At 69.4% G+C, this 18,616-nt stretch carries 21 protein-coding genes; 4 read left to right on the top strand and 17 right to left on the bottom strand.

Annotation, left to right across the window (positions count from 1 at the left end):
- Positions 1 to 52: 52 nt before the first annotated feature.
- The 14 genes from ACQY8B_RS27400 to ACQY8B_RS27335 form a co-directional block, all read right to left on the bottom strand.
- Complete coding sequence (locus ACQY8B_RS27400) at positions 53 to 1,417, bottom strand: DUF58 domain-containing protein (RefSeq protein ID WP_422084787.1); 1,365 nt, start codon at positions 1,415 to 1,417, stop codon at positions 53 to 55.
- Positions 1,418 to 1,532: 115 nt separating this feature from the next.
- Positions 1,533 to 2,528 (bottom strand): AAA family ATPase, encoded by a 996-nt coding sequence (locus ACQY8B_RS27395; protein WP_106936649.1) that lies wholly within the window; start codon positions 2,526 to 2,528, stop codon positions 1,533 to 1,535.
- 17 nt (positions 2,529 to 2,545) lie between these two features.
- Positions 2,546 to 3,796, bottom strand: coding sequence for a DUF4350 domain-containing protein (locus ACQY8B_RS27390; protein ID WP_422084786.1), 1,251 nt, complete (start codon positions 3,794 to 3,796; stop codon positions 2,546 to 2,548).
- A complete protein-coding gene (locus ACQY8B_RS27385; RefSeq protein WP_422084785.1) occupies positions 3,793 to 4,569 on the bottom strand; it encodes a DUF4129 domain-containing protein in 777 nt (258 codons plus the stop codon). The genes ACQY8B_RS27390 and ACQY8B_RS27385 overlap by 4 nt, the downstream gene beginning before the upstream one ends.
- Positions 4,556 to 5,287, bottom strand: a complete 732-nt coding sequence (locus ACQY8B_RS27380; protein WP_422084784.1) for a hypothetical protein — start codon at positions 5,285 to 5,287, stop codon at positions 4,556 to 4,558. The genes ACQY8B_RS27385 and ACQY8B_RS27380 overlap by 14 nt, the downstream gene beginning before the upstream one ends.
- Positions 5,277 to 6,278: a stage II sporulation protein M gene (locus tag ACQY8B_RS27375; protein ID WP_422084783.1), complete on the bottom strand. Its 1,002-nt coding sequence runs from the start codon at positions 6,276 to 6,278 to the stop codon at positions 5,277 to 5,279. Before ACQY8B_RS27375 ends, ACQY8B_RS27380 begins: the two co-directional genes overlap by 11 nt.
- Positions 6,275 to 7,012 (bottom strand): RDD family protein, encoded by a 738-nt coding sequence (locus ACQY8B_RS27370; RefSeq protein ID WP_422084782.1) that lies wholly within the window; start codon positions 7,010 to 7,012, stop codon positions 6,275 to 6,277. Before ACQY8B_RS27370 ends, ACQY8B_RS27375 begins: the two co-directional genes overlap by 4 nt.
- 6 nt (positions 7,013 to 7,018) lie before the next feature.
- The gene (locus tag ACQY8B_RS27365; RefSeq protein ID WP_422084781.1) at positions 7,019 to 7,537 is read right to left on the bottom strand and encodes an RDD family protein; all 519 of its coding nucleotides are present in this window, start codon (positions 7,535 to 7,537) and stop codon (positions 7,019 to 7,021) included.
- Positions 7,538 to 7,575: 38 nt separating this feature from the next.
- Entirely contained in the window at positions 7,576 to 8,628 is a 1,053-nt protein-coding gene (locus ACQY8B_RS27360) for an FUSC family protein (protein WP_422084780.1), read from the bottom strand.
- Positions 8,625 to 9,101, bottom strand: coding sequence for a MarR family winged helix-turn-helix transcriptional regulator (locus ACQY8B_RS27355; RefSeq protein ID WP_422084779.1), 477 nt, complete (start codon positions 9,099 to 9,101; stop codon positions 8,625 to 8,627). The genes ACQY8B_RS27360 and ACQY8B_RS27355 overlap by 4 nt, the downstream gene beginning before the upstream one ends.
- A gap of 41 nt (positions 9,102 to 9,142) precedes the next feature.
- Positions 9,143 to 9,832, bottom strand: coding sequence for a DUF2242 domain-containing protein (locus ACQY8B_RS27350; RefSeq protein ID WP_422084778.1), 690 nt, complete (start codon positions 9,830 to 9,832; stop codon positions 9,143 to 9,145).
- 97 nt (positions 9,833 to 9,929) lie between these two features.
- On the bottom strand, positions 9,930 to 10,583 hold the full coding sequence (locus ACQY8B_RS27345; RefSeq protein WP_422084777.1) for a nucleoside/nucleotide kinase family protein: 654 nt from the start codon (positions 10,581 to 10,583) through the stop codon (positions 9,930 to 9,932).
- Between the two features lie 25 nt (positions 10,584 to 10,608).
- Complete coding sequence (locus ACQY8B_RS27340) at positions 10,609 to 11,016, bottom strand: alpha-ketoglutarate-dependent dioxygenase AlkB (protein ID WP_422084776.1); 408 nt, start codon at positions 11,014 to 11,016, stop codon at positions 10,609 to 10,611.
- A 43-nt stretch (positions 11,017 to 11,059) separates the two neighbouring features.
- A complete protein-coding gene (locus ACQY8B_RS27335; protein WP_409194383.1) occupies positions 11,060 to 12,334 on the bottom strand; it encodes a Glu/Leu/Phe/Val family dehydrogenase in 1,275 nt (424 codons plus the stop codon).
- A 230-nt stretch (positions 12,335 to 12,564) separates the two neighbouring features.
- Here ACQY8B_RS27335 and ACQY8B_RS27330 point away from each other — a divergent pair, with 230 nt between their 5' ends.
- Entirely contained in the window at positions 12,565 to 12,987 is a 423-nt protein-coding gene (locus ACQY8B_RS27330; protein ID WP_422084775.1) for a hypothetical protein, read from the top strand.
- A gap of 143 nt (positions 12,988 to 13,130) precedes the next feature.
- The gene (locus tag ACQY8B_RS27325; protein ID WP_056514219.1) at positions 13,131 to 13,598 is read left to right on the top strand and encodes an Lrp/AsnC ligand binding domain-containing protein; all 468 of its coding nucleotides are present in this window, start codon (positions 13,131 to 13,133) and stop codon (positions 13,596 to 13,598) included.
- A 4-nt stretch (positions 13,599 to 13,602) separates the two neighbouring features.
- On the opposite strand, the gene ACQY8B_RS27320 is transcribed toward ACQY8B_RS27325, so the two are convergent.
- Positions 13,603 to 14,313 carry a YggS family pyridoxal phosphate-dependent enzyme gene (locus tag ACQY8B_RS27320; RefSeq protein WP_422084774.1) on the bottom strand — a complete coding sequence of 237 codons (711 nt, stop codon included), beginning with the start codon at positions 14,311 to 14,313 and terminating at the stop codon, positions 13,603 to 13,605.
- Positions 14,314 to 14,364: 51 nt separating this feature from the next.
- On the opposite strand from ACQY8B_RS27320, the gene ACQY8B_RS27315 reads away from it, so the two are divergent.
- Positions 14,365 to 15,408: a type IV pilus twitching motility protein PilT gene (locus ACQY8B_RS27315; RefSeq protein WP_081266042.1), complete on the top strand. Its 1,044-nt coding sequence runs from the start codon at positions 14,365 to 14,367 to the stop codon at positions 15,406 to 15,408.
- Positions 15,409 to 15,440: 32 nt separating this feature from the next.
- Entirely contained in the window at positions 15,441 to 16,577 is a 1,137-nt protein-coding gene (locus ACQY8B_RS27310) for a PilT/PilU family type 4a pilus ATPase (protein ID WP_422084773.1), read from the top strand.
- On the opposite strand, the gene ACQY8B_RS27305 is transcribed toward ACQY8B_RS27310, so the two are convergent.
- Together ACQY8B_RS27305 and ACQY8B_RS27300 are read right to left on the bottom strand one after the other, a co-directional pair.
- Positions 16,574 to 18,124: an MFS transporter gene (locus ACQY8B_RS27305; protein WP_422084772.1), complete on the bottom strand. Its 1,551-nt coding sequence runs from the start codon at positions 18,122 to 18,124 to the stop codon at positions 16,574 to 16,576. The two genes, ACQY8B_RS27310 and ACQY8B_RS27305, sit on opposite strands and share 4 nt — an antisense overlap.
- Complete coding sequence (locus ACQY8B_RS27300; protein WP_422084771.1) at positions 18,121 to 18,603, bottom strand: MerR family transcriptional regulator; 483 nt, start codon at positions 18,601 to 18,603, stop codon at positions 18,121 to 18,123. Before ACQY8B_RS27300 ends, ACQY8B_RS27305 begins: the two co-directional genes overlap by 4 nt.
- Positions 18,604 to 18,616 lie beyond the last annotated feature (13 nt).

The raw sequence follows: 18,616 nt of genomic DNA, 5'->3' as shown, positions 1-18,616 counted from the left end.
ACTGTTGGTAGTTGAACGATTAACTGAACGCAAACATTGTGGACAGGGATGGCTACAAAAGACCAGCCCTTTTGACAGCGTGATAGCGGTTCACCAACGCCACCGCCAGGTCTGCCGGCTCCACGTCGACCGACAGCGGATCGTTGCCGACCACGCGCGCGAAGGCGTCGCGCCTCGACTGGTCGAACAGGTGCGCAGCCGCCACGTCGACCGCGTCGCGCGGCTGGGCCAGCGGCTGGCTGGCGATGCGTCCGAGCACGCGTTCGCGCAGGCTCGCGACCAGCACCAGGTGCTTGCGGCGCAGCAGCTTGATGGCGGGGCGCAGCTCGGTGGCGTCTTCGTCGCGGAAGTTGGTCAGCACGATGACGAGCGCGCGCCGTTTCTGCGTGATCAGCAGCTCCTGCGCGGCGAGCAGGTAGTCGGAATGGGTGGCGCCGGGCTGGATGTCGTGCAGCCGGTTCATCAGCGCATTGAGCGTGGCGGTGCCCTTGCGCGGTGCGAAGTCGCGCCGTTCCTCGGGCGGGCAGCCGAAGGTCATGGCGCCGACCTCGTCGCCCTCCTTCAGCGCCACGTAGCTCAGCAGCATCAGCGCATTGAGCGCCTCGTCGAAATGGCTGTTGGCCTTCTGTGCCTGCGCGCCTTCGTCGGCGCGCATGCGGCGGCCGCAGTCGAGCAGGAAGAGCACGCACTGGTCGCGGTCGTCCTGGAACTCGCGCACGATCGGGCGGCGCTGGCGCTGCGTGGCCTTCCAGTCGATGTGGCGCAGCGAGTCGCCGGTCTTGTAGTCGGCGAGCTGCCGGAAGTCGGTGCCGAGCCCGCGCTGCGCATAGGTCTTGATGCCGATCTGCGCAAGCCGCCGGTCGCCCGACAGCCATGCATAGCGCGCCAGCGCAGCGAAGTTGGGATACACGCGCAGCCGGCGCGGCTCGCCGAGCGCCTGCCTCACCTCGAAGCAGCCGAGCCGGGTGCGCCAGCGCAGCTGGGTGGCGCCGAATTGCGCCACGCCGCGCTGCGTGGCCGTGGCGGTGTAGCGCAGCACGGCGCGCGAGCCTCCGGGCACGGTAACGGACTGCGGCAGCCCGTCGAAGCTGAAGTGCGCATCGAGCTCGTCGAACACCGCCACCCGCCACGGCTGCGCGCCTTCATTCACCAGCGCGAGCGTGAGCACCGTCGGCACGCCCAGGGAGAACGCGCCCGGCAGGTTGCGCTCCATGCGCAGCGGCGCGGCGTGCCAGAGGCGCAGGCTCTGCCACAAGTCGAGCGCCGCGAACGCGAGCCCCAGCAGAAGCAACACACCCGCCGCGACGGCCACGTAGCCCAGCGGAGCGCCCAGCAGCAGCGCCACGGCGGCGGACACGGCCAGGCCGGCCAGCGCCAGCACGGCCGCGCGCGCGGGAATCGGCAGCGCGCAGGTCATCGGGGCGCGGCTCCTTCGGGAAACACCGCGGAACCGGCTTCGCCGGGCCGCAGGTGTTGCCCCCGGCAGGGGGTTGGCGCAGCGACACGAAGTGCGCGAAGCCTGGGGGCGAGTGTCATAACCTCGGGGCCTCTACGCTGTCGCGGGCGGCGCGCAGCAGCGCGTCGACGCTGACGCCTTCGAGCTGCGCATCGGGCGAGATCATCACGCGGTGGCGCAGCGCGGGCAGCGCCTGGCGCGCCACGTCGTCGGGCGTGATGAAGTCGCGCCCGGCCATCAGCGCGGCGGCCCGGGCGGCGCGCACCAGCGCCATGGTTCCGCGCGGCCCGGCGCCCGAGGACAGGCCCGGCCAGTCGCGCGTGGCGCGCGCGATGCGCACCGCGTAGTCGATCACGCGCTCGTCGGCCTGCACCAGGCAGGCCAGCCGCTGCAGTTCGAGCACCTGCGCCTCGTCGAGGCAGGGGCGCACCGCGTCGAGCGGAAACTGGTTGCCGGCGCGCTGGTTCGTGGTCAGCTGCACGATGGCGTTTTCTTCGCTGTGGCTGGGAAAGCCGATGTCGATCTTCAGCAGGAAGCGGTCGAGCTGCGCTTCGGGCAGCGGGTAGGTGCCTTCGGTGTCGATCGGGTTCTGCGTGGCCATCACCATGAAGGGACGCGGCAGCGGCATGGCCGTGCCTTCGAGCGTGACCTGGTACTCCTGCATGACTTCGAGCAGAGCGCTCTGGGTCTTGGCCGGCGCGCGGTTGATTTCGTCGGCCAGCAGCAGGTTGGTGAACACCGGCCCCTGGTGCACGCGCAGGGTGCCGAGGCTGCCGTCGCCGCGCGAGGCGATGTCGAGCACCGCGTGGCCGGTGATGTCAGAGGGCATCAGGTCGGGCGTGAACTGCACGCGCGCATAGCGCAGCGTCATGGCCTGCGCCAGCGCCCGCGCGAGCAGCGTCTTGCCCAGGCCCGGCACGCCTTCGATCAGCACATGGCCCGACGCGACCAGCGCCACCAGCGTCTGGTCGACCGCCTCGAGCTGGCCGACCACGGCCTGGCCGACCTCGGCGCGCAGCGTCTGCAGCCACTGGGCCGCGCGCGTCAGTTCTTCGGGTTGGATGGCTTGCATGGGCGTCGTCTCTCGGTTCAGGGTGTGGAGGGGGAAGAAGAAGCGGAGGAAGGCGAAAGCACGAAGGGCCCGTTGGCATCGAGCCGCCGGCGCGCGGTTTCCAGCACTTCCAGGTCGAGGGCCATGGCCCCGGGGTTGCGGGCGCGATCAGCCATCGCACGCACGACCATGGCCGCTTCCAGGCCGGTGGCCTTGGCGATGGCGTCGGCGCGTGCCGCCGCGTCGCGGTGGGCATAGCCGCGCAGTTGGCGGGTGGCGGATTCGTTCAGCGCGCGCAGTTGCGCCGCGTGCAGGGCATCGCTGCCGTGCATGTGCAGGAAGCCGGCGGTGCCGCGCACCTGCTCGGCCATGGAACGCCGGTGCGTGCTGGCCGAAGGCGCGAGCGGGCCGAAGCGCACGGCCGCGCGCCAGAGCGCTGCGGCCAGCGCCAGCAGGCCCACGACCCAGACCACCCAGCTCTTTTGCCAGAGCCAGCGCAGGAAAGGCTCGCGCGCCTCCTCGGCGACGAACCAGACCTGCGAACCGGCGGTACGCAGCTGCAGCGCGGCCACGGCGAACAGCGCGTTGTCGCCGCGCAGCAGGTTCTGGTTGTGCCACACGCCGGAGGGCAGCAAGGTGACAGTGCCCTGGCCGACGCGCACGCGGATCGCCTCGGCGCCGCGTGCGCCGCGCGCCATCCACGGCGGCGGCTGCCGCTTGTCGGCGGGGCTGAACTGCACCGGCTCCGCCCAGGTGCAGATGCGGAAGCTCCGGCCGCCCGCAAAGCTCGCGGGCACGGTGTCGGGCTCGGTCAGCATGCGGCAGTCGGCGTCCTTGATGCGTTGTTCGTCGCGCTGCGAGCGGGACTTTTTCTTCTTCGGTGCAGCGGGTTCGTCGGACTCGTCCGGCCGCACGGGTTTTTCGCGGACCAGCGGAATCCAGCTCTCCAGCATGTCTCTGCTCGCAAGGTGGCCCGGCATCACGAGATGGCCGCCCTGCTCGACCCAGCGGCGAAGGCGCTGCTCGCGCTCGGGGAACATGTCCCAGTAGCTGGAGGAGAGCACCAGCCGCGCCTGCGCAGGCGGCAGCTCGTCCAGGCTCTCGCGCCTGACCACCTCGGCGCCGAGGAGGCGCAGCAGCGACTGCACGGCATAGAAGGAGTTCTTCTTGACCTCCTCGCTCGCGGGCGTCGGCACTTCGGTTTCCGCCCATTCGGTGGCGGAAACCAGCCAGGCGCCGGCCAGCACCAGTACGAGCACCGAGACGATGCGGACCACCCAGGTCTTCATGCGGCGGCCTCCTGCGCGAAGCCGGGCAAGGGCGCGGCGACTGCCGGCAGGTGCAGGTCGAATTCGCCGCAGATCGCCAGCACCTGCGCGGTGGAAGGCAGGCGCCCGCCGTAGGCCGCCAGTTGCCAGGCATCCACCAGCCGCACGAAGAAGGCCTGTGCCTGCGGCTGCAGCCGGCTGGCGGCAAGGGCCACGCACTCGCCCTCGGTGCTCGCTGCGCGCACCGGCACGCCGTGCGCATGCACGAGGCGCGACAGCGCGCCGCGATACAGCAGCGACAGCGCCGGCCGGTGCTGGCCGCGCTGCCAGAGCGCCGCTGCGGCATTGCCGACGTCGTCGGGCAGGCTCTCGGGCCGGATGTCGAGGCTGCCGACATGGCTGGGCAGCGGCGCCTTGCCGGGCCGCGCGCCGCCGGCACGCACCCGCGCCCAGCGGTGGATGCGGATCGCCAGCCAGGCCAGCGCCAGCGCGGCCAGCCCCCAGATGAGCCAGCGCGCGCCTTCGGCCACGGTCCTCACGAAGTCGCGCAGCCAGTCGAGGCTGTCGGCCTTCTTCTCGGGCTCTTCTTCCTCGTCGTCGTCGCGCTCCTTGAAGCGCAGCTTCTTCTCGGTCTTGACGCCGGGCATGTTCGGGTCGGCGCGCACTTTCTCGGCGGCCGCCCTGACCTGCTCGCGCGTCGGGGCTGCGTCGCTCGCGGCCGAGGCCGTGCCGGCCGTGCAGCACACGGCCAGCACGGCAGCGAACAGCCATCGCCGGATGTCAGCGGAACCCACGGCGGAACTCCTGTTCGATGTCCCAGGCCTCGAGTTCGACCCGGCGGTTGAGGTACATCGCAAAACCGGCGCCCACGTAGAACGGCTCCAGCACGCCGACGACGATTGCATAGGCGCCCGCGGCCAGCAGGCTCTGCAGCGGTGCGTCCGACTGCGTGAGCCAGCCGAACAGTTCGCGCGAGCTGCCCTCCGGCGCGAACCAGAACAGCAGCGACAGCAGGCAAATGTCGAGCGCCATCTCCACGTTCGCGAACACCAGCTGCATGCCCGTGGCCGCGCCGCGGCGCCCGCGCAGCAACTGCGCGCGCCGCTTGCTGCGTGCGCCGCCGCGCTGGCCTTCGAGCTGGTCGATCGCCTGGGTGAACGAGCGCCAGGGCGACAGCCGCCGCCACAGCAGCGTGCGCAGCAGTTGCCCGCCCCACACGGCGCGGCGGTTCTGCCACAGGTCGGCGAAGCGCGTCTCCTGGCCGAACACCGCGCGCGAATGCACGAAGAGCAGGCTGCGGTCGAGCCAGGGCTTGAGCCAGAAGATCAGCAGGCTCGGCAGCCAGCCCGCGATCTCGACGGTGCAGAACGCCAGCAGCACCGTGACCAGGTACACCGGCAGGAAGGTGCGCCAGACCGAGCGCGCGTGGCTGCGCACGAGCTGCGCGCCCAGATCCGCGGCCTCGGCCATGGGGCGTGGCCGCAGCGCGATGGCAAGGCCGTCAACCTGCATGGCCGGGCTCCTTTTGCGCAACCATGCCGGCGGTTCCACGTGGCCGGCCCTGCCAGCCCAGGTACGCCAGCACCAGCACCCAGCAGGCGCCGCCCACGCCGTACTTCACGGCCGGCGCGATCCAGCGCGCCGAAGACCAGAAAGCCTCGACCGCGGCGGCGATCAGCAGCAGCCCGATGACGCCGTAGACGATCACCACCGCATGGCGCGCGGCCAGCCGCAGGGCCTCGAGCCGGGTGTGGCGCCCGGGCGCGATCCACGCGTAGCCCAGCCGCAGCCCGGCCGCGCCGGCCAGCACGATGGCCGTGAGCTCGAAGGCCGAATGCGTGACGACGAAGGAGAGAAAGTTCTGGGCATGCCCCGTGCCGATCAGGTAGCCGCCGACCGCGCCGATCTGGATGCCGTTGAACACCACCAGCGCCGCGCTGCCCACGCCCGCGAAGATGCCGGCCGCGAAGCAGCGAAAGCCGATGCCGATGTTGTGCATCACGTAGAAGCCGAACATCTGCCAGTCATCGCCGGCGCTGCGCGTGCGGCCGAAGGCATCGGCGTCGTCGCTGTACATCGCGTCGAACTGCTGCACGTTGTCGGCGTCGAGCAGATGCAGGATGAAGCCGGGGTCGCGCCAGGCGGCCCAGCCCGCCACCAGCAGCGGCAGCACGAACATCAGCGCCGACACCCACAGGTAGACGCGATGCGCCCGCACGGCTTCGGGAAAGTCGACCAGCGCCAGCCGGGCGAAGCGCGCCAGGCCGTAGTCGTGCTGCCGGTAGATCAGCCGGTGCGCGCTCTGCGTCAGGCTTTCGAGCCGCTGCGTGAGGTGGATCGGATAGGCCCTGGCCTGCGCCAGCGCGAGGTGCTCGCACACGCGGCGGTACAGCGTGGCAAGCCGCGCGCCGTCGAACTTGCGCTTGGTCTCGGCCACGCCGATGACGGCTTCGAGTTCGGCCCACAGGGGCGCATAGGCGGCTTCGAAATCCAGCGGCGTCATCGCGTCGTGCTTCCTCTCGTGTCGGCTGCGCTGCCGCCGCGCCGGCCCAGCACCCACTGCGCCACGCCCAGAAGGCGCTGCGATGCGGAGGCACCGCCGCCCGCGGAGGTGTCGGGGCCCAGCACCGGCTGCGCGATGCGGGCGAGTTCGTCGAAACGCTCGGGCGTCAGGCGCGTCGCGCGGCCGGCCCACGAGACGACGGCCATCTGCTCGCGCGCGGTCAGCGGCCGCGCGGGCGCCTGCGGCTCGGCGGCGGGCACGCTGCCGTGCAGGCTCACCTGGTCGCTGAAAACCACCAGCGTGCCGGCGGCCAGGTCACCCAGCCGCTTGCTGTCGCGCCGCCACAGCATCGACACGATGCCCGCGCCGTAGAAGGAAGGCACGAAGTCGGCCGCGCGCAGCAGGTTGCGGGTGAGCGAGGCGGCGGGCGTCACGGGCAGGCCGGAGTCCATCACCACGCGCAGGCCCATCACGCGCTTGCCGGGCGTGGCCGCCGCGCGCGTGAGTTCGAAGATCACGGGGTAGAACCACTCGAGGCAGAAATACGCGACCAGCAGGATGCCGAAGCCCATCTTGCCCAGCATGCCGACCGTGATCGAGATGCCGACGAAGATGCCGAGCCGGATCGCGAAGTCGATCAGATAAGCCAGACCGCGCGCGACCAGCCCGGCCGGGCGCAGCGAGAGCGCGATGCCCTCCGGGGTCTCGGCGGTGTAGAGGGTGTCGAGCCGCACCAACGCTCAGGCCTGCAGCACGACCGTATCGGCGATCTGGTCGTGCAGGCAGCGGCGTGACTCACGGAAGATGAGGAGGCTGTCGACCAGCACGAAGATCTGCCCGAGCATCGGCACGATGTTCGCCAGGAACAGCGGGCTCTCGCGCAAGCCGAGGATGCGGCCGATCGACGGTTTCGAGCCGTCGGGCCGCGCGATGCGGATCTTGAACAGTGCCTTGCCGATGGTCTGGCCGCGCGTGGCCAGCAGGTAGCCGTGCAATGCGAGGTAGAGAACGATGCCGATGGCGGTGTCGGCAATACGGGGCGTCCAGAGGCTGAGGCCGTCGTCGCTCCAGACATCGTAGGGCGTGAACATCGACAGCAGCCACAGCGCGCCGACCGCGATGCCGCCGTCGACCATGGCGGCCAGAAAGCGCTTGCCGCGCGTCGCGGGCTGCCCCGGCTGCGGCTGGCCGGTTTGCTGCACGTCTTCCACATGGGATTGCGGCGGCGCGTAGCGCGCGTCCTGCGTCTGGTCTTCCATGCCCGTCCCTCTCCGAAACGATTGATTTCCGGAAGATTCTAGGGTGAATCGCCGGTCCAGCCGGCGCCGGACGGGTTCTGGCGGGCGGGTTGGAGCGTGTGCTGCAGGTGCCGGAGGTCGTCGAGCAGCAGGTTCAGCGGCGCGGCCAGCATCGCGTTCGACGGGGTGCCGTGCGACGCTTGCGCGCAGCGTTCGAGTTCCGCCAGATCCGGCGGCGCGCACTTGCCTTCGAGTGCGTCGGCCATTCCGGCGATGGCCTTGGCGGCTGCTCGCGCAGCGTCATGGCGGAACGAGCCGGGCGCTTCGTCGCCCTTTGCCAGCCGGAGTGCGCGGTCCAGCACGACGGCATCCTGGAAGATGCGTGCCGCCAGCCGCGCCCTGGTGCGGTAGGTACGGGCAGTGCCCGCAGCCGCGCCGCGCCGCCACCATCGCGCCTCCAGGTCGGCGCTGCCCGCCAGCACGGCCAGCCGCCCCAGCGCGGCGCGCGTGCCGATGTCGATGCGCTCCCGCTCCGCATCCGCGGGCCGGGTAGTAGCCGCCATGCGCTTCGCGATGCCGCGCAGCAAGGCGGCACAGCCTTCGTCGAAGCGCACGCCCGCGTGGTATTCGGACATGACAGTAGAGACCGCCAGCGCCACGCCCACGCCGATGCCGATCTGCACCATGCGCAGCAGCGCCACCTGCAATGCCGAATGGCCGGGGATGCCGCCGGCCGACAGGATGATCAGCGCCGCCACGGGCGCGCTGCGCAGGCCCGGCACCGCCGCGCCGGCAAAGGCCAGCAGCATGACGACGGCCAGGGTGACCGGCAGCACAGGTGCGCCATGGTGCTGCAGGTAGACACCTGCAAGGCCGCACAGCGCGCCGGCCGCGGTGCCGCGCACCCGGTCCCAGCCGGCATCGAGCGTGGAGCCCGCGCTCGGCCGCATGACGATCAGCACGCTCATCACGGCCCAGAAGCTCTCCGGCAGATGCAGCGCGACTGACACGATCCAGGCAAGCGCAACCGAGGCGGCCAGTTGCACGCCGGGACGCCAGCGGCCGTGGCGCCAAAGCCCCGTGAAGTGCTGCAGCGCCGGCACCGCGTTCATGGCTTCGTCGGCCCGGAGGCATCGAGGAGGGCCAGCGTGGCGCTGAGGCCGTCGATCAGTTCGCAGGCCTGCAGCAGCACGGCGCGCTGCTGCGCATCCAGCGTGGCGCCGATCGCCCCGGCCAGCGCCGATTCGCGCGACCGCATGATCGCCTTCAGCCGCTTCGTGCCTTCGGGCGTGAGCGACAGCACCGACTGGCGCCCGTCGCTGGCATGCGGGGCGCGCGCGATCCAGTCTTCGGCTTCGAGTTCGGCCAGCAGCCGCGTCAGCGACTGCGGCTTGACGCGCTCCAGCGCCGCCAGCGCGGTCGAGGTGCTGGGGCCGTGGCGGTGCAACTGGCCGAGCACGCTGAGCTTGGCCACGCTCGGGCCGTCAGGTGTGGCGCTGCCGCTGCGCAGTTGCCGCGACAGCAGCGCGACGGAGTTGCGAAGACGCGTGGCGCACTGCGCCGGATCCGGGGAGGTCGAAGCCATGCCCGGATTGTAAGACTCATCTTATTATTTGACGACCCGCGTCAACCCCGGTTCGGCGACGAGTTCACGGGGTAGGTGGTGGCAGGCCCTTCGGCGGGCAAAGGCGCCGCGGCCGGTTTCTCGGGCTTTTCTTCCTGGGGGGCGTCGGCCTCGTCTTCCGGGCCTTCGAGGAAGCGGTCGAGCAGCGCGAAGAAGCGGTCGTAGAAGCGCTCGTCGGTCAGCGTCTCGCTCGCGACCTTGACCATCGCGTCGTCGCTGCCAGAGAACGGCAGCGAGAGCGAGCCGATCGCGCCCACGCCGAGGCTGGCCGAGTTGTTGACCTTCTTGATGCCGTAGCGGTCCTGCAGCGCAGTCGCAAAGGCCACGGTGTTCTTGCTGGCCTTGCCGCCGCCCCGCGTGCTCTCGCGCGCGCAGACCACGCGGAACTCGACCTCCACATGCACCTCGGCCGCCGGCTGGAAGCTCTTGCGCCCGGTCACGAGGTCGGCGTTGGCCGCGGTGATCATGTAGCCCTGGCTCAACAGCGCGCGGCGCGCGGCTTCGCAGGTCTCGGCCTCGGTGGCCTGGTAGTCGCGGGTGTGGGTGGTGGTCGAGCCGAAGGCCTCGGGCTCGTAGTTGACCTTGCGCTGGACGACACCGCCGCAGCCGGCCAGTACGAGTGCGGACGAAAGGCCCAGCCAGAGGACCGGTGCGCGAATAGAACGGAAGTGCATGGGGTGCATGAACGGCATGGAGCGGCGAATGCTAACCGGCGCTAGTGCCGGCAAGGCTTCGAGCGCGCGGGCGCGCCGGCGTTCCCTGTCCGGCGTGAAAGTTTTACCGGCGGGCTCAGGCCCAGGGCAGCACGTGGTGGGCGCGCACCCGCGTGGCCGCGATCAGCCGCGCATTGGGCGCGTCGGTGCTGGCGACCCACGCGCGCGCCTCTTCGAGGCTGCGGCCGAACTGCTGGTGGCGCCGCACCAGCCGCTCTTCGCGCAGCGCATCGTCGATGTCCACGTACCAGACCTCGTCGAGCATCGCCGCCGCGCCGGCCCACGGGCCGACGTCGTGCAGCAGGTAGTTGCCTTCGGTGATGACGAGCTGCGTCGTCGGCAGCACCGCGATGGCGCCGGCCACCGGCTCCTCGATCTCGCGGCGGAATTCGGGGGCATAGACGATGTCGCCGTCGGGCCGCTGCTCGCGCAAGCGCTGCAGCAGCGCGACATAGCCGGCGCTGTCGAAGGTGTCGGGGGCGCCCTTGCGGCCGGCGCGGCCGAGCCGCTGAAGTTCGACGTTGGCCAGGTGGAAGCCGTCCATGGGCACGACCTGCGCACGGTCGGCGCCCACCAGCGCGAGCAGCGCCGCAGCGAGCGTGGACTTGCCGGCGCCGGGCGCGCCGACCAGGCCCAGGAGCTTGCGCTTACCGCCGGCCATCAGGGACTGCAGGCGGGCTGTGCTGTCGGACGGGAGGGGAGGAAGGATCTGCGCGGAATGGGTAGTCATTGCCGGAGCGTAGCGTCCCGCGGCGCTATTTCAGAATCTCGCGGAACGTCAGGCTGATGCGCTCCCCCGCGCCATCGGCCTTGGGAATCGCGTGGCGCCGACGGACACGATGGCCACGCCCGTGCCGGGCGCCAGTGTCGAGCGCGTCCGAATGGAATCCCATCGACGACGCGCCGTCGGCATAGCGGTTGAGCAGGCAGTTGTTGGGACGAAAGCCTAGCGCGGCTTCGATCCGGTCGCACAGCGCTTCGAGCTGGGCGGGGATCGGCGCGGCCTCGTAGGCGATCTGCGAATAGTCGTACGGCACGCCGAAGCTGGCGGTCTGGCGTGCGCGCATGCGCTCGTCCCACGTCACCGCGGACCGGAGCCATTCGAGAAGGGCATCGGGCGACGCGACGAACGCGGGATCGAGGTGAATTGGCGGACCGCTCATGGGTCCGCAGGATACAAGGACCGGCGCCCTGCGATCAGGGAGATCAGGGATACAGGCCGCGTTCCTGGCGCGCCATCAGGATGCGCTCGCAAGCCACCGCGTACGTCGCGGTGCGCAGCGTGATCTTGTGCTTGTCCGCCGTGTCCCAGATCTGGTTGAGCGCGTTCATCATGATGCGGTCGAGGCGCACGTTGATCTCGTCCTCGTCCCAGAAGAAGGACGAGAAGTCCTGCACCCATTCGAAGTAGCTCACGGTCACGCCGCCGGCGTTGCAGATCACGTCGGGCACCACCAGCACGCCGCGCTCGGCGAGGATGTCGTCGGCGGTCGGCACCGTGGGGCCGTTGGCGCCTTCGAGCACCAGCTTGGCGGTGGTCTTCTGCGCGCGCTCGGCGGTGATCTGGCCTTCGAGGGCGGCCGGGATCAGGATGTCGCAGGCGACATTCCAGAAGTCTTCGTTCGGCACGATGTCGCCGCCGGCCTTGAAGGCGACCACGCCTTCCTTGTTGGCCACGGGAATCAGCTTGGCCAGGTCGAGGCCGTTGCTGTTGACGATGGTGCCGGTGTGGTCCTGCACCGCAACGATCTTGGCGCCTGCTTCGGCGAAGAGTTCGGCAGCGACGGAGCCCACGTTGCCGAAGCCCTGCACCGCGATGCGCGCGCCGCGCAGGTCCATGCCCAGGCGCCGCGCTGCTTCGCGGCCGGTGACGAACACGCCGCGGCCGGTGGCCTTCACGCGGCCGAGCGAGCCGCCCAGGTGCAGCGGCTTGCCGGTGACGACGCCGGTGGCCGTGCCGCCGACGTTCATCGAGTAGGTGTCCATCATCCACGCCATGATCTGCGCGTTGGTGTTGACGTCGGGCGCGGGGATGTCGGTGTGCGGGCCGATGATGATGCCGATCTCGCTGGTGTAGCGGCGCGTGACCTTCTCCAGCTCCTGCAGCGACAGCTTCTTGGGGTCGACGCGGATGCCGCCCTTGGCGCCGCCGTACGGCAGGTTGACGGCCGCGGTCTTGATGGTCATCCAGGCCGACAGCGCCATCACTTCCTCGAGCGTGACGTCGGGGTGGAAGCGCACGCCGCCCTTGCCCGGGCCGCGGCTCATGTTGTGCTGCACGCGGTAGCCCTCGAAGTGGGCGATGGTGCCGTCATCCATCTCGATCGGCACGTCGACGATCAGCGCGCGCTTGGGGCGCTTCAAGGTTTCGACCCAGCGGGCCAGCGGGCCGAGGTACGGCACGACACGGTCGACCTGCGAAAGATAGGTGCCCCACGGGCTGTTGGCGGTCGGGCTGACGAAGGAGAGTTTTTCGCTCATGAGAGATCCCTTGGTTGAACGGGTGCCCGCAACGATAGACCTCCGCCGCGCGTTGCGCCATGGCTTATGCGCGCCGCGCTGGCGGTTATGCAAGAGACGTTGGGGCGCCTCGCGCGAGGGCGCTGCGCAGATGACAAAACCGTCATCGACGGGTTATCGATCCGGCGGATGCGCTTCGTAGAGTTGGCCTCACTGATCGACACACAAGCAACCACCTCAAGGAGTTACGCATGAAGAAGCCATCGTCCACCGCCCGCCTGCTGGCCACCACCGCTGTCGCGGCCCTGCTCGGCGCAGCCGCCGCGCCCAGCCTTGCCGGCAACTACGCAGAAGGCGATCCGCGCCCGGTGCCGATGGCCTCGTCCACCACCCGCGCCGCGGTGACCGCCGACGCACAGCAATGGCTGAAGGCCGCGCCGACGCAGGGCTACACCGACGCCATCGCGCAGGCGCCGGCCATGGTGTCGACGAACACGCGCGCCGCCGTTGCGGCCGATACGCGGCTGTGGCTGCAGTCGGGACTCGCGGCCAAGCAGAACGGCGAAGCCGGCGCAGATGCCGCACAGCCGGGCTACCGCCAGGCCGCCGCAGACTACAGCAGCCGCAAGGCGGCGGCGCAAGCCCAGGCACAACCGGGCACCACGCTGCGCTGACCGGCGGCAAAAATGCCCCCACCCTCGCGGCAAGGGTAGGCAATGGGTAGGCCGTGGCATTTCCTTGGTTCTATCTCCTATAGCCGGCTCGCGCAGGCCGCATTTTCTTCAAGAAATCGATGCGCGAGCCGGATAATCCTCCGATGCTCGACCTCGACCGCATCGATCTGCGCCTGCTGAAGATCCTTCAGGAGGACGGCCGCATCACCAACCTCAAGCTGGCCGAGGCGGTGGCGCTGTCCCCCACCGCGGTGCTGGCGCGGGTGCAGCGCCTGACGCGCGACGGCTTCATCCAGGGCTACGAGGCGCGGCTCGATCCGCACAAGCTGGGGCGCGGCTTCACCGTGTTCGTCGAAGTGCTGCTCGACCGCACCACGCCCAACGTGTTCGACCAGTTCAAGGCCGCCGTGCAGGTGCGCGACGAGATCATGGAATGCCACATGGTCGCGGGCGGCTTCGACTACCTGCTCAAGACCCGCATGGCCGACATGGCCGCCTACCGCGAGTTCGCGGGCACCGTGCTGTGGCAGTTGCCCGGCGTGCGCGAGACGCGGACTTACGCGGTGATGGAAGAAGTGAAGAGCAGCGCGCGGCTGCCGCTCGGGATATGAGCTTTCAGGCCGGGTTGGCAGGCTTGCGTGCCCGGCCGCCGAAGATGGCCGTGCCCACGCGAACCATCGTGCTGCCGGCGCTGATGGCGGCTTCGAGGTCGGCGCTCATGCCGAGCGAGAGCGTGTCGAGTTCGATGCCCGAATTGCGGATCGATTCGAAGAGTGCATGCGCCCGCAAGAAGAGCTCGCGCTGCGCGGCGAAGTCGGGCGCCGGCTCGGGGATCGCCATGAGCCCGCGCAGCCGCAGCTGTGGCAAGGCCGCCACAGCCTGCGCCAGCGGCAGTGCCTCGTCGGGCGTCACGCCGGACTTGTTGACGCCGCCGTCCACATTAACCTGAAGGCATACATTCAGCGGCGGCAGGTGCGCCGGCCGCTGGGCCGACAGGCGCTCGGCAATCTTGAGCCGGTCGACGCTGTGGACCCAGTCGAAATGCTCGGCCACGGGCCGCGTCTTGTTGCTCTGCAGGGGGCCGATGCAGTGCCATTCGAGGTGGGCGCGCAGGTCGGCCAGTGCCTCGATCTTGTCCAGCCCTTCCTGCACGTAGTTCTCGCCGAAGGCCGACTGGCCCGCCGCATGCGCCTCGCGCACGGCCTCCGCCCCGAAGGTCTTGGACACCGCCAGCAATCGCACACCGGCCGGGTCGCGGCCGGCCGTTACACACGCCTGCGCGATCCGGTTGTTTACTTGCTGGAGGTCGTCGCCAATCATCGTCATAATCGTCCAAAATCGTATCAAAACGTCACCGAACTCGATTCGAGGAGCCCCGTGGACATCACCCAACTGCTGGCATTCAGCGTCAAGAACAAAGCCTCCGACCTGCATCTTTCCGCGGGCCTGCCGCCCATGATCCGCGTGAACGGCGACGTGCGCCGCATCAACGTCGACGCGCTCGACCACAAGGGCGTGCATGCCATGGTGTACGACATCATGAGCGACACGCACCGCAAGCACTACGAAGAGTTCCTGGAGGTCGACTTCTCGTTCGAGATCGACGGCCTTGCGCGCTTCCGCGTGAACGCCTTCAACCAGGCGCGCGGCGCGGCCGCGGTGTTCCGGACCATTCCCTCGAAGATCCTGACGCTGGAGCAACTGAACGCGCCCAAGATTTTCGGCGAACTCGCGCTCAAGCCGCGCGGGCTGGTGCTGGTGACGGGGCCCACGGGTTCGGGCAAGTCGACCACGCTGGCAGCCATGGTCAACTACCTCAACGAAAACGAGTACGGCCACATCCTCACGGTGGAAGACCCGATCGAGTTCGTGCACGAGTCGAAGAAGTGCCTGATCAACCAGCGCGAAGTGGGACCGATGACGCTGTCGTTCTCGAACGCGCTGCGCTCCGCACTGCGCGAAGACCCGGACGCCATCCTGGTGGGCGAGTTGCGCGACCTGGAAACCATTCGCCTGGCCATGACCGCGGCCGAAACGGGCCACCTGGTGTTCGGCACGCTGCACACCTCGTCGGCCGCCAAGACCATCGACCGGATCATCGACGTGTTCCCGGGCGAGGAAAAGGAAATGATCCGCGCCATGCTGTCGGAGTCGCTGCAGGCGGTGATCTCGCAGACGCTGTGCAAGACCAAGGACGGCCAGGGCCGCGTGGCGGCGCACGAGATCATGCTGGGCACGCCGGCCATCCGCAACCTGATCCGCGAGGCCAAGGTGGCGCAGATGTATTCCACCATCCAGACCGGGCAGGGCCAGGGCATGCAGACGCTCGACCAGAACCTGACGGATCTGGTGCGGCGCAATACCATCTCGGCTGCGGAAGCCCGCGGCAAGGCGAAGATCCCCGAAAACTTCCCCGGCTGATCGAACAGCAGCCCTCCCGGAGCAAAGACATCATGGAACGCGATCAAGCCAGCCAGTTCATCAACGACCTGCTCAAGCTCATGGTGAGCCGCGCCGGCAGCGACCTGTTCATCACCGCCGACTTCCCGCCGGCCATCAAGGTCGACGGCAAGGTGACCAAGGTGTCGCAGCAGGCGCTGGGCGCGCAGCACACGCTGGCGCTCACGCGCTCGATCATGAACGACCGCCAGACGGCGGAATTCGAGCGCACCAAGGAGTGCAACTTCGCGATCTCGCCCACCGGCATCGGCCGCTTCCGCGTGAACGCGTTCGTGCAGCAGGGCAAGGTCGGCATGGTGCTGCGGACCATTCCCGCCAAGCTGCCGACCATCGACGGCCTGGGCATGCCGCAGGTGCTGAAGGAAGTGACGATGAGCAAGCGCGGCCTGTGCATCCTGGTGGGTGCCACGGGCTCGGGCAAGTCGACCACGCTGGCGGCGATGATCGACTGGCGCAACGAGAACTCGTACGGCCACATCGTGACGGTGGAAGACCCGGTGGAATTCGTGCACCCGCACAAGAACTGCGTTGTGACGCAGCGCGAAGTCGGCATCGACACCGACAGCTGGGAAGCCGCGCTGAAGAACACGCTGCGCCAGGCGCCCGACGTGATCCTGATGGGCGAAATCCGTGACCGCGAGACCATGGAACACGCGGTGGCCTTCGCCGAGACAGGCCACCTGTGCATGGCAACGCTGCACGCCAACAGCGCCAACCAGGCGCTGGACCGCATCATCAACTTCTTCCCCGAAGAGCGCCGCGCACAGCTGCTCATGGACCTGTCGCTGAACTTGCGCTCGCTGGTGTCGCAGCGGCTGGTGCCTACCGAGGACGGCCTGGGCCGCGTGGCGGCGGTCGAGGTGCTGCTGAACACGCCGCTGATTTCCGACCTGATCTTCAAGGGCGAGGTGGGCGAGATCAAGGAGATCATGAAGAAGAGCCGCAACCTGGGCATGCAGACCTTCGACCAGGCGCTGTTCGACCTGTTCGAGAGCCACTCGATCACCTTCGAGGACGCCATCCGCAACGCCGATTCGGCCAACGACCTGCGGCTGCAGATCAAGCTCAACAGCCAGCGCGCGCGCAGCACCGACCTGGCCGCAGGCACCGAGCACTTCGCGATCGTCTAGTCGATCGTCTTCTGCCACGCGGCGAACACGCCCGCCGCCAGCGCAATCACTGCCATCGCGGTGAAGCCGTCGAGCGAGGCCATGAAGGTGGCCTGCTGTTCGAGCGTGCGCCAGAGCGTGCCCAGCGCCATTGCATGGGCCTCGCCCGCCGCATGGCCGGCCGCGGCGAAGCCGTGGGTCAGCGACTCCAGCGCCTGCATGAAGCTGGCGTTCGCGGGGTTGGCCGACTCGCTCAGGCGCACTTCGTGCAGTGCCAGGCGGTGCTGCTGCAGCGCGATCACGCTCGATGTCGCGAAGGAAATCGCGAGCTGGCGCACGAGGTTCTTGAGCCGGTAGCCGTGCGCGAACTCTTCCGCAGCGAAAGGCCTGAAGGTGAGGTTGGCAACGGGCAGCACCACGAACAGCATCAGCAGGCCGCGCAGCAGCAGCGGGGCCAGCAGGGCCTCGCGCCCTGCCTGCGGCGTGACCCGCGACAGCCACCACGCCGCCAGCGCCGCGATGCCGAAGCCCGCGACGATGAGCCACTTCTTGCGCGTCAGCCGCGCCGAGTAGCGCAGGTAGACGAACACCAGCAGCCCGGTGGCGAGCGAGGCGGCGCCGGTGAAGTAGCCGGTGTTACCCACGGTAAAGCCGAGCCCGCCTTCCATCAGGCGCGGCAGCAGGTAGCTGAAGCCCGTGGAGAGGTAGTAATAGACGACGTAGAGCGCGAGCCCCACGCGGAACGACGCGTTGCGCAGCGCGTGCAGCCGCACCAGCGGCGCCGGGTGCCGCCACTGCTGCCATCCGAACCATGCGAGCCCCGTGACGCCGGCGAGCGTCAGCCCGATCAGCGCGGGCGAGCCGGTGAACAGCTCGAAATGCGAGCGCGTGAGCACCACCTGCAGCGCGGCCTGCGCGAGCGCGAACACCACGTAGGCGATGTAGTGCGGCTCGGTGCGTTCGTGCGGCGCGACGTCGCCGATGTCGGGCAGCGTCCAGAGCACCAGCACGCCGATCAACGCGGCGGCCGGAGCGGTGCTGGCGAACAGCCAGCGCCAGTCGAAGTTGGTGACGAGAAAGGCGCCGGCAATGGGCGCCAGCGCGCCGCCGAACACGATGAGCACCATGAAGGCCTTCAGCGCCTGGGCACGGCGCGCGGGCGCAATGCCGATCTGGATCAGGATACGGCAGGCGCCGAGCATCGGCCCGACGAAGTAGCCCTGCACTGCGCGCGCGGCCGTGAGTTGCATCGAGCTGTCGCAGAGCGCGGCGCCTACGCCACCCAGCGCAAAGGCGAACATGCAGACCGCGAGGTAGCGCCTGTAGCCCAGCCGTTCGACCCACGCATGCTGGTGCAGGATGCCGAGCACCGCGCCCAGCGCATAGGCGCTGGAGGCCCACACCAGTTCGTCGGGCGAGGCATTGACGCCGCCGGCGATGTAGCTCGCAAAGAAGGCGAACAGCGCGTTGTCGAAGTAGTCGATGGCCGTGACGAGGCCGATGGCCCAAGGCAGCAGCGCGACCGCGGCATTGCCGCGCGAAGGCCACGCCAGGGCCGGGGAGCTCATGGCGCCGGCCGCTCCTTGCGACGCTGCTCCAGCGCCTCTTCCACCGGCTCGCCGGCGAGGCGGCGCTCCACGTAGTCGAGGTCGCGCCGCAATTGCGCCTGCAGCGATGCGGCCTCCTTGAGCTCGCGGCGCACCTGGGCCACGCGCGCATCCAGCGTCGAGAGCTGCCCGGTCAGGGTTTCGCGCAGGGTCTTGAGCGATGCGTTCGACAGTCGCGGGCGGCCGCCTTCGGCCGGCGCTTCCATCGGCTGCTGCAGCATCGTTGTGATGGCCGTGAGCGAGAAGCCCAGCGAGCGCATGCGCAGCACGCGTGCGAGCTTGTCGAGGTCGGCCTGCTCGTAGAGACGGTAGCCGCCTTCGCTGCGCTCCGGCACCACGATGCCCAGCTCTTCGTAGTACTTGAGCGTGCGCGGCGTGACCTCGAGCCGGGCCGCGGCATCGCGCACGGTGATGGTCCTGGCGGAGTTCGGCGTGGTCATGATGGTTCCATTC

The sequence above is a fragment of the Variovorax sp. genome (assembly GCF_965279555.1).
Taxonomy (GTDB): Bacteria; Pseudomonadota; Gammaproteobacteria; order Burkholderiales; family Burkholderiaceae_C; genus Variovorax.
This window is presented reverse-complemented; position numbering and strand designations above follow the sequence as displayed.

Coding starts and splice junctions, on each gene's coding strand:
- ACQY8B_RS27390 (WP_422084786.1), bottom strand. CDS start 3,796: ATGAAGACCTGGGTGGTCCGCATCGTCTCGGTGCTCGTACTGGTGCTG.
- ACQY8B_RS27310 (WP_422084773.1), top strand. CDS start 15,441: ATGGAACGCGATCAAGCCAGCCAGTTCATCAACGACCTGCTCAAGCTC.
- ACQY8B_RS27400 (WP_422084787.1), bottom strand. CDS start 1,417: ATGACCTGCGCGCTGCCGATTCCCGCGCGCGCGGCCGTGCTGGCGCTG.
- ACQY8B_RS27380 (WP_422084784.1), bottom strand. CDS start 5,287: ATGCAGGTTGACGGCCTTGCCATCGCGCTGCGGCCACGCCCCATGGCC.
- ACQY8B_RS27355 (WP_422084779.1), bottom strand. CDS start 9,101: ATGGCTTCGACCTCCCCGGATCCGGCGCAGTGCGCCACGCGTCTTCGC.
- ACQY8B_RS27300 (WP_422084771.1), bottom strand. CDS start 18,603: ATGACCACGCCGAACTCCGCCAGGACCATCACCGTGCGCGATGCCGCG.
- ACQY8B_RS27395 (WP_106936649.1), bottom strand. CDS start 2,528: ATGCAAGCCATCCAACCCGAAGAACTGACGCGCGCGGCCCAGTGGCTG.
- ACQY8B_RS27365 (WP_422084781.1), bottom strand. CDS start 7,537: ATGGAAGACCAGACGCAGGACGCGCGCTACGCGCCGCCGCAATCCCAT.
- ACQY8B_RS27375 (WP_422084783.1), bottom strand. CDS start 6,278: ATGACGCCGCTGGATTTCGAAGCCGCCTATGCGCCCCTGTGGGCCGAA.
- ACQY8B_RS27325 (WP_056514219.1), top strand. CDS start 13,131: ATGCTCGACCTCGACCGCATCGATCTGCGCCTGCTGAAGATCCTTCAG.
- ACQY8B_RS27345 (WP_422084777.1), bottom strand. CDS start 10,583: ATGACTACCCATTCCGCGCAGATCCTTCCTCCCCTCCCGTCCGACAGC.
- ACQY8B_RS27340 (WP_422084776.1), bottom strand. CDS start 11,016: ATGAGCGGTCCGCCAATTCACCTCGATCCCGCGTTCGTCGCGTCGCCC.
- ACQY8B_RS27330 (WP_422084775.1), top strand. CDS start 12,565: ATGAAGAAGCCATCGTCCACCGCCCGCCTGCTGGCCACCACCGCTGTC.
- ACQY8B_RS27305 (WP_422084772.1), bottom strand. CDS start 18,124: ATGAGCTCCCCGGCCCTGGCGTGGCCTTCGCGCGGCAATGCCGCGGTC.
- ACQY8B_RS27320 (WP_422084774.1), bottom strand. CDS start 14,313: ATGACGATGATTGGCGACGACCTCCAGCAAGTAAACAACCGGATCGCG.
- ACQY8B_RS27335 (WP_409194383.1), bottom strand. CDS start 12,334: ATGAGCGAAAAACTCTCCTTCGTCAGCCCGACCGCCAACAGCCCGTGG.
- ACQY8B_RS27360 (WP_422084780.1), bottom strand. CDS start 8,628: ATGAACGCGGTGCCGGCGCTGCAGCACTTCACGGGGCTTTGGCGCCAC.
- ACQY8B_RS27350 (WP_422084778.1), bottom strand. CDS start 9,832: ATGCCGTTCATGCACCCCATGCACTTCCGTTCTATTCGCGCACCGGTC.